Consider the following 13,436-nt stretch of genomic DNA (forward strand, 5'->3'; position numbering starts at 1 on the left):
TTACAGACGGGTCAACACGGAGAGTCAGATGCGTATTTTGTTGATAGAAGATGACAAGCTGATCGGCGATGGCTTAAAAGCCGGGCTGGCAAAAATGGGATTTAACCTCGACTGGTTTACCCGGGGTGAAGAGGGACGAGCGGCGCTGTATAGCGCGCCCTACGATGCGGTTATCCTCGATCTTACGCTGCCCGGTATGGACGGGCTGGATATTCTGCGTGAATGGCGTGAGAAACAGCACGACGTACCGGTCCTGATCCTCACTGCCCGCGATGCCCTTACGCAACGCGTCGAGGGGCTGCGACTTGGCGCGGACGATTATCTGTGTAAGCCTTTCGCCTTAATTGAAGTGGCTGCCCGCCTGGAAGCGCTGATCCGCCGCGCCCACGGTAAATCGCGCAGCGAACTGAGCCACGGTCAGGTGACGCTCGATCCTGGCCGTCTGGTGGCGACACTGGCCGGGGAACCGTTATCCCTGAAGCCCAAAGAGTTTGCGCTGCTTGAACTGTTAATGCGCAATGTCGGACGCGTGCTGCCGCGCAAGCTGATTGAGGAGAAGCTGTACTCCTGGGATGATGAAGTGTCGAGCAATGCCGTTGAGGTGCATGTCCATCACCTGCGGCGTAAGCTCGGCAGCGAGTTTATTCGTACCGTTCACGGCATTGGCTATACGTTAGGTGACGCATGATGTTTACCCAACGCCTGAGCCTCGGTCTCAGGCTAACCCTGCTTTTTTTACTGCTGGCGCTAACCGCCTGGTTTTGTGCCAGTCTGGTCGCCTGGCATCAAACCACTAAGCAGCTTAATACCCTGTTTGATACCCAGCAGTTACAGTTTGCCCGGCGCATCAGCGCGATGGATTTTAACGAGATCCGCTCGCCGCAACCGCCGCTAATCCCCTCCAGAAGAGTCAAAAACGGTCATTATGATGATGACGTGATGGCCTTCACTATCTATACGCCTGAAGGCGTAATGGTACTGCATGATGGGGAAAATGGCCGCGATATTCCATTTAACTATCATCAGGATGGCTTTGAGGATGGCTATCTTAATACCGACGATGACAAATGGCGTTTCCTGTGGCTGACGACGCCGGATAACCGCTATCGCATTGTGGTAGGCCAGGAATGGGAATATCGCGAGGAGATGGCGCTGAAGATTATTACCTCGCAGCTGACCCCGTGGCTGATTGCCCTGCCGCTGATGTTATTGCTGTTAATCGTTCTCCTAAACCGCGAACTGGCTCCCCTGCGGAAATTAACCTATACCCTGCGCCGTCGCGTACCGGAAACGGCGGACGTCCTGAGCACCAAAGGCGTTCCCAGCGAAGTTCGCCCGCTGGTGGATGCGCTGAATCATCTGTTTTATCGCACGCACGAAATGATGACCCGCGAGCGCCAGTTCACGTCGGATGCGGCACACGAACTGCGCAGTCCGTTAACCGCGCTGAAGGTCCAGACGGAGGTGGCCCAGCTTTCAATGGACGATCCGCAGGCGCGGGAAAAAGCGCTGGCCCAGCTGCATGCGGGGATCGACCGCGCAACCCGACTGGTCGATCAGCTGCTTACCCTCTCACGACTGGATTCACTGGACAAACTGGACGACGTGCAGCCTGTTCCGCTGGCGGATCTGCTGCAATCGGCGGTGATGGATATTTATCATTGCGCGCATCAGGCAGGCGTAGAAGTCGGTCTGCAGCTTAACGCCGAAAACGTCACGCATACCGGGCAGCCGCTGTTGTTAAGCCTGCTGGTCCGCAACCTGCTTGATAATGCCGTGCGCTATAGCCCGCCGGGTAGCCGGGTCACCATTACGCTGGATAGCCAGTGCTTTATGGTGCGCGATAATGGCCCCGGCGTTGATAACCCCACGCTTGCGCGCCTTGGAGAACGTTTTTATCGTCCGCCCGGTCAGGATGCGCCGGGCAGCGGGCTGGGGCTGTCGATTGTTCAGCGTATCGCGGCGCTGCATCAGATGTCGGTCTCTTTCAACCACGCGCCCGGCGGCGGGTTTGAGGTACAGGTTCGCTGGTGAGCTTATTATTGCGTTATAAGCAAAAGTCTTTGCACATTTTGCTAATTTCACCGGGTTACGTGCTGGCGTACTATACCAGGCAAATGCAATTCATTAGGAACACATAATGAGCAACATTCTGATTATTAACGGAGCGAAAAAGTTCGCTCACTCCAACGGCGAGCTTAACGATACGATGACGGATGTCGCGCAAAGCTACCTGCGCGACGTCGGCCATCAGGTCCGCGTGGTGCGTGCGGAGAGCGACTACGACGTGAAAGAGGAAGTGCAGAACTTCCTGTGGGCCGACACGATCATCTGGCAAATGCCGGGCTGGTGGATGGGCGCACCGTGGACCGTGAAAAAGTACATCGATGATGTGTTTACCGAAGGACACGGCTCGCTGTACGCCAGCGATGGACGCACCCGTTCCGACGCCAGTAAAAAATACGGCTCCGGCGGGCTTCTGCACGGTAAAAAATACATGCTTTCCCTGACCTGGAACGCGCCGATGGACGCCTTTACCGATAAAGAGCAGTTTTTCCACGGCGTCGGCGTGGACGGCGTCTATCTGCCGTTCCACAAAGCCAATCAATTTCTGGCCCTTGAACCGCTGCCAACCTTTATTGCTAACGACGTGATCAAACTTCCTGATGTGCCGCGCGATATCGCAGAATATCGCAAGCATCTGGCGGCGATTTTTGGTTAAATGTGGGGATTAATTGCACAAGGAGTTGAGTAAATCATGTTGACAGTCATTGCTGAAATTCGTACCCGTCCAGGCCAGCATCATCGTCAGGCAGTGCTGGACCAGTTTGCCAAAACTATTCCTCTCGTTCTTCAGGAAGAGGGCTGCCACGGCTATACGCCGCTGGTGGATCACGCGGCAGGCGTCAGTTTCCAGACCACCGCCCCGGATTCCATCATCATGCTGGAGCAGTGGGAAAGCGTGGCGCACCTTGAAGCACACCTGCAAACGCCGCATATGAAAGCGCACGGTGAAGCGGTGAAAGGCAGCGTCCTGGAGACCCATATCCGTATTCTGGAGCAAGGGGTTTAATCTGGCGCTCTGCCCCGTTTGCCGGGCGGCACTGCGTTTGCCCGGCCTACAATGGCTGCCATGCTCTATACCGTAGGCCCGGTAAGCGAAGCGCCACCGGGCGTGACCTCACCAGTACAGCTTCCAGCTTTGCGTGATCCTGACCAGCGCCTCCACGTAAAAATAATCCCCCCAGCTACAGCACTCATCCACGCCTTTATCGCTGGCAAGATGATAAACCGAGTGCTTCAGCAGACCATTCCCCGGCTCGTTCAGCCCGGTGAGGTAGTTTTCCGTCAGCGACGAGAAAATTTTCAGCGCCCACCGCTGGTACGTTTCGCGATCCGGATCGGTCACCGGTAGCTGTTTCACCAGCTCCAGCAGCCCGCACACCGCGATCGCCGCCGAGGAAGAGTCGCGCAGCGCATCGGTGCCGACCAGCGCCAGATCCCAGTGACACACGCCGTCTTCCGGCAGGCGGTTGAGGAAATAGTTCGCCAGCCGCTTCGACAGCGCCACCATGGTGTTATCGCCGGTATAGAGATAACTCAGCAGGAAGCCGTAAATCCCCCACGCCTGGCCGCGTGACCAGCAGGAGTCGTCGGCATACCCCTGCTGCGTATTACCGTAACGCGGCTCGCCGGTCACCACGTCCATATAGTAGGTATGAAAAGTAGAAGCATCCGGGCGGATCAGGTAGTTGGCCGCCTGCATCACGTGTGCCTGCGCTGCCTGCGCATAGCGCGGATCACCGGTTTGCTCCGTCGCCCAGTAGAGCAGCGGCAGGTTCATGTTGCAGTCGATGATCATCCGTCCGGCCTGCTCAGGATCCTTAAGATCGCCCCACGCCTGGATGATATGCGCCCTCGCATGAAAGCGCTCCAGCAACGCCTCCGCCGCCTGCAACGCAAAGCCGCGCGCCTCCCGGTTGCCGGTTAATCGCCATGCGGCCATACAGGAGAGCGTATATAAAAAGCCCAGGTCATGAGTGTTGGTATCGTGACGGCTGGCAATGCGCACGCCAAAAGAGCGCACGTGTTTTTCCGCCAGCTGGCGGAAAGCGTCATCACCACTCATCTCCCACGCCAGCCAGAGCTGCCCGGTCCAGAAGCTTGTGGTCCACTCCACGTTATCCGTTAGCGGATATTTTCCATTAACGCAGGCTTCCGCCGGGAATTTTTCACCGAACTCCGTTAAATGACGGCGAATCAATTCAAGGGTGTGATGACGTGCTGAGGTTAATTGATCTTTCAGCGCCTGCGGAGGTAATGGCGCATCCGGACATTCACGTAATCTTTCCTCGACGATGTGATTTAACATATTTCGGTTCCTTATTTAACAGTGCTATTTTCAGCGACAGCATATTTTGCTCGCCCGCGCGCCTGACAGGCGGAAAGCGTGAAAGCAGAAATAAACGTAAAGAACAGCGCCGTAGCTCCCATAATAATATAGGTATGCTCGAAGCCAATGCGGTCATACAATATGCCAGCCGGAGAAGAGACCACGACATTACCGACATACAGCATGGCCTGATAGCCAAGTAAATACATGGTCGCGTTAACGCGTTTATCAAAATGCTCCGCGATATATTTAAATACCGAGACCAGCAGCAGGCAAATTTCCAGACCGTAAAGCGGTTTGAGGATGGAAATCAGCAGGTGAGAATCACACAGCCCGGAAATAATCAGACGCGCGCCGACCAGCGCCCCCACCAGCAGCAGGCCACGCTTCGCGCCGATCGCGTTGACGAAGAACGGAACCACCATATACATGATGAACTCCATGCCGGACTGGACTGTACCGAGGTAGCCGAAAATGGCGTTGCCCTGATGAACGTCATCGAAAAAGGTGACGAAATAGCGCGAGAATTGCTGCTCAGCAATAAACATCATCCACGCGACGCCTGCGACATACAGGCAGAAAGCCCAGAATTTGCGGCTTTTCAGCAGTTGCCCGACGTCAGCCGGAACGATTTTTTGTTTCGCCAGTACCTCACCCGCCTGCGCCGAATTTACGTTGACCTTCAGGCTGATTAAAACGATCAGCATAACGATTGACGCCACGCTGCCGAGGATAAAGTTATACGCCGGAGAGAGGTTAAACAGCAGGCCGGAGAACGAGGATGCCACCGCCCAGCCGAGCGATCCCCACATGCGAATCTGACCGAATTCCATACCATTCAGGCGGCTGAAGCGGTCAGAGTAGGATTCGCAGGCGGCAACGCCAGCATACCAGGCAAAACTCAGGTAAATCGCCCCCACAATAATACCCACCAGCGTATTTGAAATTAATAGCGGCTGGTAAACATAAATAAAGAACGGGGCCATTAATGCCGATATAATGACGACAAAATAGAGCAAATATTTACTCATGCCGATTTTATCGAGAATATAGCCGTAAATGGGCTTGAGGATCACCGAGAAGATACCGTTAACGGCAAATACCGTACCGATTTCAGTGCCGCTTAAATTGGCCTTTTGTCCCAGCCAGATCGCCAGCAGACCGATACTTGCAGACCACGTAAAAAAATAGAGAAAGATAAAGGAGCTGATTTTGTAATATTCAGCCCTGTTTTTCGTTGGCGTATTTTCCATACATTCCTCGACGAAAAGAATAAAGTCAGTGTGTTAGTTTTTTACCGGGCAGGACACCACCGCCTCACAGCGGTATGACCACCCGCTTCCCGCTCGCCGGATCGGTGACGATCATCTGCCGGTTGTCGATCGCCAGGCCCGGCACCTGCGCAAAGGTTTTACGGCTGTCGCCGCTGGCCGCCACCGCGCTAAACAGCCAGCTTTCACCCACCGGGATATCGCCGCGCAGTACCGGAATAGCGGCGCATTCAGCGAACATCACGCTGCTGTTCGGGGGAGTAATAATGCAATCCGCCTGGCGTTTTCCTTGCGCCGCCAGGCAGCGGATGGCGCTGGCACCGTTCGCCGCCTGAATCAGACAGCCGTCATCCGTGAGCTGGGGCGCCGATTTCATTACCGCAAAACCGCCTTCCACGCTGGTTAACCGACGGGCGCTGTCGATACGATGCACGCGCAGGTGCCAGTCACCGCAGGGGATAAGCCAGCTGTCGATATGAACATCGCTCCACGCAGACCAGCGCGAGAAGATAACGTCCTCATGCACCTGCACCGCCTCGCAATGACGACGGCCGCGGAAGTAATCATCGTTTTCACTGAGCAGCAGCATATTGTCGCAGGCCGCATGTTTAATCCCGTAGCGTCCGCGCTCAATGGTGAAACCAAATCGGCTGGAGTAGGCAAATTTGGTGTATTTCGCTTCGGTATTGACGTAGTTGTTCAGCTCCAGCTGTCCGGACGTCAGCATAACCACATGCTGCGATGCCTCACTATGCATCAGGATTTGCTGGGCATGCGCAATAGCGCGGGTCTCAGCCAGCTGCGGCAGCGCTTTTTCTTCCGCCTGCCAGAACGGATGCTCCGCAGGCAACGCAAGAATAAGGAAAACCTTCAGCGCCCAGTACGGCGAGCCGGGCGAGTTATAGTCTTCGCACATCGCCAGGTTGGGGTAAGCGAAGCCAAGCGTCAGAATACCGTCGCGGTCAAAAATCGGTTTTTCCAGCCACCAGCGCAAATGACGCAGGATCACGCCTTTGATTTCGCCCGGCGTGAACACCTCCAGCCCGGCAAATGCCGCCGCGCTCCAGAAGGCGACCATCGCAAATCGGTAGGTCAGGCTGCGGCCAAAGGGCACGGACGCGCCATCGGCGGCTGACATATAGATAAAATCCTGTGCAAATCGGCATGAGCGTTCGCGCAATACGGCGGCGCGTTCAGGATCGTCCTGCGCATTCAGGGTGGCGTAAATCAGGCCGTAGAAATGAAACGCCATTGAAATGTAATAATCTTTCGGTCGTTCAGGACCGTCTGAATACCAGCCATCGCCAAGATAGTAGGCTTCCATCTGGTTAAAGCGACGCTCAATCGCCTGTTGGTCCCACGGCAATCCGGCGCGCTTAAAGCCCAGCTGAACCATAATGGCAAAGTAGTTCCAGTTGCTGTCCGGCATTTCAGCATCGCTGATTTGATCCAGCCAGCGGTGCAGATTGCGCAGTTCGCCCTCGCTAAAGGCGTCGGTGAGCTTATCCTGTAGCAGAGCCAGCCCCAGCCCATAAGCCGCCATTTCTACCAGCCGCTGGTCGTAAGGCCCGGTTTCGCCCCAGTAGCCTGCATTTTCCGGATCGGTGCCCAGCCGGATCGCGTCGATGTATTTCTGGCTCAACGCCGTTTCGACGCCGCCTGCCAGCAGCGGGAAAAGCCCCCATAACGCGCGTGACAGTCCCTCCATATTGGCGATCTTCACATCGTAATGCGCACAGGTATTGCCCAGCGGGAATTGCGCGCTGTCGGCAGGAAATTGCTTATCCAGCGCCTCCAGCATGGAAACCAACGCGGCGATCACGTCGTCGCGTAAAGACAATGGTATTGATTTTTCTTGTCGTGTCGTAGCCATCATTCCGTCCTCCCCGAAAGTGGCTAAAGCATAGAGAATCGCTGACGTGCAGAAATGTTACCCGCGTCACAACTGGGTTATTTAACTGAACCCCCTATTGAGAAAATTTAAAATAGTGGTTTATTTATCGAATACTCCACCTGAAAATTTAATTTGGTTGCCCATGGCTGAGAACCTGAATGCAGAACGTCTGGAACTGATTGCGCTAAACGATACTATCGCCTCGTTTAGTCGGCTTTTCGCTAATACAGTTCGCTACCATCACTGGCATCAGTGTCTGGAGGTCCTGTACGTGGAGGAAGGCTATGGAGTGGTGATCGTCAATCATCGTCAGTACACCATGCGTCCGGGCAGGATGTTTTTCTTTCCGCCGTTCACGATTCACAAAGTGATGGTGGATGCAAAAGCACAGGATAGCTATCGCCGCACGATCATTCATGTCGATCACCATGCGGTCGCCAAAACACTGCGCGATTTTCCGCAGAACCAAAGCTGGCTGCTGGCGCTTACCCGGCGAGGCGGCACTGCGTTCGTTGCCGATCTCAGCGAGATGCATCCGCACCTTGATGCCCTTTTCAGTCGCTATGCACAGATCCCCGTCCTCACCACAGAAAATATTGCCTGCCTGTTGATTATGTTGTTCAGCATGCTGCCCGCGGATCGGGAGAAAATGCCGGAAAGCCATCGCGGGATCGCCAGCGAAGTGATGTTCTGGCTGGAGGAAAACTACCCTTGCAAGTTCAGTTTGACGCAGCTGGCCCAGGATCTGCAAAAATCACGCAGCTATGTTTCCCGCCGTTTTCATCTGGAAACGGGAGAGAATATTCATGATTATCTGAATACCATCCGCCTGCGCAAAGCCTGTGAGCTTCTGTTACACAGCACGTTAAGCATCAGCGATATCGCCAGCCAGGTCGGATTTTCTGACGTAACCTGGTTTATTACCTCGTTCAAAAAGGGCATTGGCGAGACGCCGTTGCAGTACCGTAAAAATCACCGGTAAAACGTACCCGCGCCGACTAAAGAGCAAACAATAAATAAATACGGTGAATATATATTGTTAAATATATTCAAATAAAATATTTATATCTCTTATTAACGACACACTTTCATACAAAATAAACCACTCACCCTTAATGGTTATTTATTTTCGTCAAAAAAAACCGCTGTCACATTGTGTATTATCGGCCCCCCTTACTGACAACACTTAAGACCTGTAATAACAATATGAATGCAGAGTTTCCTGACACGTTGTTTTACCGTGGCACGCCGATGTCATCATCATGGGAACTGACTGGCCTATTATTACGCGATTTCTTTTATGCTAAAGATGCTGCCGCGTTAAGTCAGTGTGTAACGGCCATGAGCCCATTTTTCTCACAGGAACAACAGATTACGCTTCCCGCGGAAGACTGGCGAGAAACAGAGTACGACTTCAATCGCCTGTTTATCGGCCCGCAGTCTGTGCAGGCTGCCCCGTACTCATCCGTCTATCTGGATGCCGAAACCGTATTAATGGGAAAAAGTACACAGCAGGTTAAAGAACTTTATCAGGCGCTCGGGGTTATTAATGCAAATGAGAATCAAATACCTGACGACCATATTTCTTACGAAATAGAAGTCTGCCTGCTGCTGGCAAAAAATAGCACAACCCCAGCCCACCACGAGGCGCTCTGCTGGTTTGTTTCGGAGCATATGGCCTTATGGCTACCGCTGTTTGTCGAAAAAATAATAAACAATGCAGCAACACCGTCTATTAAGGCTGCTGCAATGCTGCTGACTAATTGGTTTGGTGAATTAAAATCGAGAGTATTACTATGAATAATGATTCCGGGCGTCTGAATCGACGTTCCTTTTTAAAAGGACTCGCCACGTTAAGTGCCGCTTCCGCCTTACCCGGCGGATTATTAACTTCACGTTGTGCTTTAGCGCAACCCCCTATCCCCTTTAATCCTGACACCTACAAAATCTACCGTAACGCCTGCCCGCTTAACTGTTACGACACCTGTAGCCTGAAAACCTGGGTCAAAGACGGCGTTATCACTTACGTAGAAGGCGCAAAAGAGTCTACCTACACCCACGGGATGCCATGCGTGAAGGGGCTGACCTACCCGCGTCGCGTATACAGCCCCGATCGCATTAAATATCCGATGATTCAGGACGTGCGCGGCAGCGGTAACTGGCGGCGTATTTCGTGGGAAGAAGCGATGAATCGCATCGCCCGTAAGATACTTGAAATTAAAAAGAAAGACGGTTCCCTGCTCGGCCTGGCCATGACCAAATACTCCGGCAAATTTGGCGTGCTGAACTATGCCGTAGAAGGGATGATGTCTTCTCTCGGCTACACCACCCGATTTGCCGGAACGCCGTGCTGGCCTGCGGGTATCGACGCACAGAACTACGACATGGGCGACATGTGGTGTAACGATCCGGAAGATATGGTGAAAGCAAAGTACATCATCATATGGGGCGGTAACCCGGCCTGGTGTTCTATGCACTCCATGAAGTACATCTACCAGGCGCGCGAGAAAGGCGCGAAAATCGTGGTTATCGATCCGCTGCTCTCGCAGACCGCCGCGAAGGCCGATCTTTATCTGCGCGTCCGCCCGGGGTCTGACGGCGCGCTGGCGCTGGGGATGGCACGACACCTGGTTGATAAGGGTCTGGTCGACAAAGACTTCGTGACGAATTATTCCCACGGCTATCCTGAATTCGAACAGTACCTGCTTAATCACATTACCGTTGAGTGGGCGTCAGAGATCTGCGGTCTGGATGCCGATGTCATTCGTACACTGGCGGAAGAGTTCACCGCCGTAAATCCGGCTACCGTCTGGATTGGTTACGGTATGCAGCGTCACGTTAACGGCGGCGCTAACGTCCGCGCTATTGATGCCTTTGTCGCCATGACGGGCAATATTGGCGTTGAAGGTGGCGGTGCCCGCTACGGTCATCTGCATACCTGGGGCTTTAACTATAACGCCATGATGCAGAAGCCGCCGGTGGGTTCAGTCGGTTTTGTCGGTGCCACAGGCGCAACCAGTGAGTTTGGCGGCGGTGCTGAAGGCGGTACGGCGCAGTATTCCGACCGTTCGCTAAACATCAACCAGACAGCGCAAAGCATTCTGGATGCCAACGATCCGCCGATCCGCATGCTGTGGGTGGCCTGTAAGAATCCTTTTTCGCAGGATTTTGACCGCAGCAAAATGGAAGAGGCCTTTGCCAAACTGGAAATGGTGGTCTGTGCTGAACAATTCTTCAACGAAACGGTCCAGCACGCAGATATCGTGTTGCCGGTAACGACCGCCTTTGAAGAGTGGAACGTCGACGCGTCTTACTGGCATTACTGGCTGTCAATCAACCAGCCGGCCATTAAACCCATGTACGAAGCAAAATGCGACCTGGAAATCGCTACCCTGCTTTCGCGCAGCATCAATGCGCTGGAACCGGGTTCCTGTACTTTCCCACAGGAATTCGATCACAAACGCTGGCTGGATCAGGAGTTCAACGATGGGATGGCGAAAATGTTCGGCATTTCGTCATGGGACGATCTGCTGGACGGCCCGAAAAAGGCCATTATGCCCAGCACAGCGGCCTGGTACGATCGCAAATTCAAAACTCCGTCGGGTAAATACGAGTTTAAATCCGAGCTGTGCGAGAAAAATGGTCATACCGCGCTACCGGAATACAAACCCGAAGCGCAAAGCAGCCTGCCTTTCCACCTGTTCACACCACACGTCCAGTTCGGGCTGCACTCGCAGTTTATTAACCTCGACTGGATGCAGGTGTTCTATCCGGAACCGTTCGTCTATATGCACCCGGCCTCCGCAAAGAAAAAAGCGATTGCCGAAGGCGACCTGGTCAAAGTCTTTAATGACACCGGCGACGTAGAACTGCGCGTTAAAGTTACGACCAACGTACCGGAAGATTTCCTGGTGATGTACGAATCCTGGTTCCCGAAACGCAAATATAACGTGCAGAACGTGGTGGCGGATACGCCTGCCGATATGGGCCTGATGAAAACCGGGGCGCCCGGCGCGGCCATTCACAGCCAGTTTGCTGATATCGTTTTGATCCGTAAGGGAGAATCTGCCGCATGAGACGCGCATTTTTAGTTAACAGTGATAAATGCATCGGCTGCCGTGGCTGCGCGATGGCGTGCAAAAGCTTTAACCATCTGGAGCCAGAGCGTTTCTGGCGCTACGTCTATCCGCTGGATAAAGCGATCTTTCCACATGAAGAGCGCGCGTTTTACTCGCTTGCCTGCAACCACTGCGAAAATCCGGCCTGTGTCGAAGCCTGCCCGGTCGGTGCCTACCATCGCCGCGAAGACGGCATTGTGGTGCATCAGCAGGAGCTGTGCATCGGCTGTAAAAACTGCATTCGCAGCTGCCCCTACGGTGCGCCACACTTCAACGAAGAGCTGAAGAAAAGTGAAAAATGCAGCATGTGCTACGAACGTCAGGACATCGGCATGAACCCGGCCTGCGTCGATGCCTGCCCGGTTGGCGCGCTGACCATCATCGATCTGGAAAGCAACGATCTGCCGACTAACGTCGTGCAATATCCGCCGGGATACCCGCAGATGCCGAAACTCAATCCAGGCACGCGTTTCATTCTGGCGCACGAGCCAAAACAGCCGGGAGACAAATAATGGAAAAGTACGAATTACCGCTGGTGATCTTTACCGTGTTGAGCCAGACCTCAGTCGGTATGGCCCTGATCCTGACCTGGCGGACCGTCAAAGGTGACATTGAGGGAAATCGCCTTCACTGGCTGCTCACCGGGCTGGTGCTGGGCGTGGCCTCTATTGCGGCAGTGCTGCACCTCGCCCATCCCCTGTTTGCGTACAACGCGCTGCGTAACCTGCAACACGCCTGGCTGAGCCGCGAAATCCTCGGTGCGACGCTGTACGGTGCTGCCATCGGTGTGACGTTCCTGGCGAAGGGACATAAAGTCCCCGCGCTGATCGCCTCGCTACTGGGCATCGCATTAGTGGCGATACAGGGGATGACCTACGCCGCTCCGGCGATGATGGCCATCGCTAACGGTATGACCATGCTGTTCTTTTTCCTCACCGTCTGGGTGATGGGTAGCGCCGCCATTCCGCTGCTGCGCCTGAAGGCGCTGGTGCCATCGCTGCGCCAGGGTATTCTGATGTTCATTATCGCGATGATTGCCGCTCCGTTAGTCTGGACCAGCGGCGGCACCATCATGAAAATGACTGCCGACAGCTGGCTGACCTCACCGCTGTACCTCGCAAGCCTGGTGTGCTTTATCGCCGCGTTTATCACGACGCGCAAAGCGGTGGCGATGCCAAAAAGCACGCTGCTATTGATGCTGGTCGCCGTGCTCCTCAGCCGGTTGACTTTCTTTGGCGATACCCTGAGTTCCATCGTGAATATCGGTCATCTGTATTAATTCAGTACAACAGCACATTCTCTGCGCCTTGCAGAGAATGTGTACTTTCTTATTCACTTTCTGCGGATGATGCTAAATGCATGAGCTGACGCTGGCGCTCAATATTGTTCAGATACTCGAAGAACAGGCCCGGAGCCGACAATTTAACCGGGTAAAACAAGTCTGGATCGATATTGGCGCATTGAGCTGCGTAGAAGAAACGTCGTTACGCTTTGGCCTGCTCAGTGCCACACGCAATACGCTGGCTGAAGGCGCACTGTTTCATCTCGTCACCGTTGCGGCTCGCGGCTGGTGCCATGGTTGCTGTCAGGCATTTGAAACTCGCCAGCACGTAGCGAATTGTCCGGTGTGCCACTCTGCGCAAATTCAGCATGAACGGGCTGATGCGCTACACATCCGCGAACTGGAAGTTGAATAATTTTATAACAAGACGGAATTATCGCCTTATTAATCAGCAGATCCATTTCTCGCATTAATAAAA

At 54.0% G+C, this 13,436-nt stretch carries 13 protein-coding genes; 10 read left to right on the forward strand and 3 right to left on the reverse strand.

Features of this window, described 5'->3' with window-relative positions:
• The first annotated feature begins 28 nt into the window (after nucleotides 1-28).
• The 4 genes from qseB (at nucleotide 29) to P0H77_RS19000 (ending at nucleotide 3,073) form a co-directional block, all read left to right on the forward strand.
• Nucleotides 29-688 carry a quorum sensing response regulator transcription factor QseB gene (qseB, locus tag P0H77_RS18985; RefSeq protein ID WP_276158763.1) on the forward strand — a complete coding sequence of 220 codons (660 nt, stop codon included), beginning with the start codon at nucleotides 29-31 and terminating at the stop codon, nucleotides 686-688.
• On the forward strand, nucleotides 685-2,034 hold the full coding sequence (qseC, locus tag P0H77_RS18990) for a quorum sensing histidine kinase QseC (protein WP_276158764.1): 1,350 nt from the start codon (nucleotides 685-687) through the stop codon (nucleotides 2,032-2,034). The genes qseB and qseC overlap by 4 nt, the downstream gene beginning before the upstream one ends.
• Nucleotides 2,035-2,140: 106 nt before the next feature.
• A complete protein-coding gene (locus tag P0H77_RS18995; protein ID WP_276158765.1) occupies nucleotides 2,141-2,722 on the forward strand; it encodes an NAD(P)H-dependent oxidoreductase in 582 nt (193 codons plus the stop codon).
• 36 nt (nucleotides 2,723-2,758) lie between these two features.
• The gene (locus tag P0H77_RS19000; RefSeq protein WP_176918446.1) at nucleotides 2,759-3,073 is read left to right on the forward strand and encodes a putative quinol monooxygenase; all 315 of its coding nucleotides are present in this window, start codon (nucleotides 2,759-2,761) and stop codon (nucleotides 3,071-3,073) included.
• 108 nt (nucleotides 3,074-3,181) lie between these two features.
• Here P0H77_RS19000 and P0H77_RS19005 read toward each other — a convergent pair whose 3' ends face one another.
• The 3 genes from P0H77_RS19005 to P0H77_RS19015 form a co-directional block, all read right to left on the reverse strand.
• Nucleotides 3,182-4,372 carry a glycoside hydrolase family 88 protein gene (locus P0H77_RS19005; RefSeq protein WP_276158766.1) on the reverse strand — a complete coding sequence of 397 codons (1,191 nt, stop codon included), beginning with the start codon at nucleotides 4,370-4,372 and terminating at the stop codon, nucleotides 3,182-3,184.
• An 11-nt stretch (nucleotides 4,373-4,383) separates the two neighbouring features.
• Nucleotides 4,384-5,646, reverse strand: a complete 1,263-nt coding sequence (locus P0H77_RS19010) for an oligosaccharide MFS transporter (RefSeq protein WP_276158767.1) — start codon at nucleotides 5,644-5,646, stop codon at nucleotides 4,384-4,386.
• 64 nt (nucleotides 5,647-5,710) lie between these two features.
• Nucleotides 5,711-7,537: a DUF2264 domain-containing protein gene (locus P0H77_RS19015; RefSeq protein WP_276165180.1), complete on the reverse strand. Its 1,827-nt coding sequence runs from the start codon at nucleotides 7,535-7,537 to the stop codon at nucleotides 5,711-5,713.
• Between the two features lie 163 nt (nucleotides 7,538-7,700).
• Here P0H77_RS19015 and P0H77_RS19020 point away from each other — a divergent pair, with 163 nt between their 5' ends.
• The 6 genes from P0H77_RS19020 (at nucleotide 7,701) to hypA (ending at nucleotide 13,373) form a co-directional block, all read left to right on the forward strand.
• Nucleotides 7,701-8,540, forward strand: a complete 840-nt coding sequence (locus tag P0H77_RS19020) for an AraC family transcriptional regulator (protein WP_276158768.1) — start codon at nucleotides 7,701-7,703, stop codon at nucleotides 8,538-8,540.
• Nucleotides 8,541-8,764: 224 nt separating this feature from the next.
• Nucleotides 8,765-9,358: a molecular chaperone TorD family protein gene (locus tag P0H77_RS19025; RefSeq protein WP_276158769.1), complete on the forward strand. Its 594-nt coding sequence runs from the start codon at nucleotides 8,765-8,767 to the stop codon at nucleotides 9,356-9,358.
• A complete protein-coding gene (locus P0H77_RS19030) occupies nucleotides 9,355-11,634 on the forward strand; it encodes a molybdopterin-dependent oxidoreductase (RefSeq protein ID WP_276158770.1) in 2,280 nt (759 codons plus the stop codon). Before P0H77_RS19025 ends, P0H77_RS19030 begins: the two co-directional genes overlap by 4 nt.
• Complete coding sequence (locus P0H77_RS19035) at nucleotides 11,631-12,188, forward strand: 4Fe-4S dicluster domain-containing protein (protein WP_276158771.1); 558 nt, start codon at nucleotides 11,631-11,633, stop codon at nucleotides 12,186-12,188. Before P0H77_RS19030 ends, P0H77_RS19035 begins: the two co-directional genes overlap by 4 nt.
• Complete coding sequence (locus P0H77_RS19040; protein WP_276158772.1) at nucleotides 12,188-12,955, forward strand: DmsC/YnfH family molybdoenzyme membrane anchor subunit; 768 nt, start codon at nucleotides 12,188-12,190, stop codon at nucleotides 12,953-12,955. Before P0H77_RS19035 ends, P0H77_RS19040 begins: the two co-directional genes overlap by 1 nt.
• Nucleotides 12,956-13,031: 76 nt before the next feature.
• Nucleotides 13,032-13,373 (forward strand): hydrogenase maturation nickel metallochaperone HypA, encoded by a 342-nt coding sequence (hypA, locus tag P0H77_RS19045; RefSeq protein ID WP_276158773.1) that lies wholly within the window; start codon nucleotides 13,032-13,034, stop codon nucleotides 13,371-13,373.
• Nucleotides 13,374-13,436 lie beyond the last annotated feature (63 nt).

This window comes from Superficieibacter sp. HKU1, assembly GCF_029319185.1.
Lineage (GTDB): Bacteria > Pseudomonadota > Gammaproteobacteria > Enterobacterales > Enterobacteriaceae > Superficieibacter.

Coding starts and splice junctions, on each gene's coding strand:
- qseB (WP_276158763.1), top strand. CDS start 29: ATGCGTATTTTGTTGATAGAAGATGACAAGCTGATCGGCGATGGCTTA.
- qseC (WP_276158764.1), top strand. CDS start 685: ATGATGTTTACCCAACGCCTGAGCCTCGGTCTCAGGCTAACCCTGCTT.
- P0H77_RS18995 (WP_276158765.1), top strand. CDS start 2,141: ATGAGCAACATTCTGATTATTAACGGAGCGAAAAAGTTCGCTCACTCC.
- P0H77_RS19000 (WP_176918446.1), top strand. CDS start 2,759: ATGTTGACAGTCATTGCTGAAATTCGTACCCGTCCAGGCCAGCATCAT.
- P0H77_RS19005 (WP_276158766.1), bottom strand. CDS start 4,372: ATGTTAAATCACATCGTCGAGGAAAGATTACGTGAATGTCCGGATGCG.
- P0H77_RS19010 (WP_276158767.1), bottom strand. CDS start 5,646: ATGGAAAATACGCCAACGAAAAACAGGGCTGAATATTACAAAATCAGC.
- P0H77_RS19015 (WP_276165180.1), bottom strand. CDS start 7,537: ATGGCTACGACACGACAAGAAAAATCAATACCATTGTCTTTACGCGAC.
- P0H77_RS19020 (WP_276158768.1), top strand. CDS start 7,701: ATGGCTGAGAACCTGAATGCAGAACGTCTGGAACTGATTGCGCTAAAC.
- P0H77_RS19025 (WP_276158769.1), top strand. CDS start 8,765: ATGAATGCAGAGTTTCCTGACACGTTGTTTTACCGTGGCACGCCGATG.
- P0H77_RS19030 (WP_276158770.1), top strand. CDS start 9,355: ATGAATAATGATTCCGGGCGTCTGAATCGACGTTCCTTTTTAAAAGGA.
- P0H77_RS19035 (WP_276158771.1), top strand. CDS start 11,631: ATGAGACGCGCATTTTTAGTTAACAGTGATAAATGCATCGGCTGCCGT.
- P0H77_RS19040 (WP_276158772.1), top strand. CDS start 12,188: ATGGAAAAGTACGAATTACCGCTGGTGATCTTTACCGTGTTGAGCCAG.
- hypA (WP_276158773.1), top strand. CDS start 13,032: ATGCATGAGCTGACGCTGGCGCTCAATATTGTTCAGATACTCGAAGAA.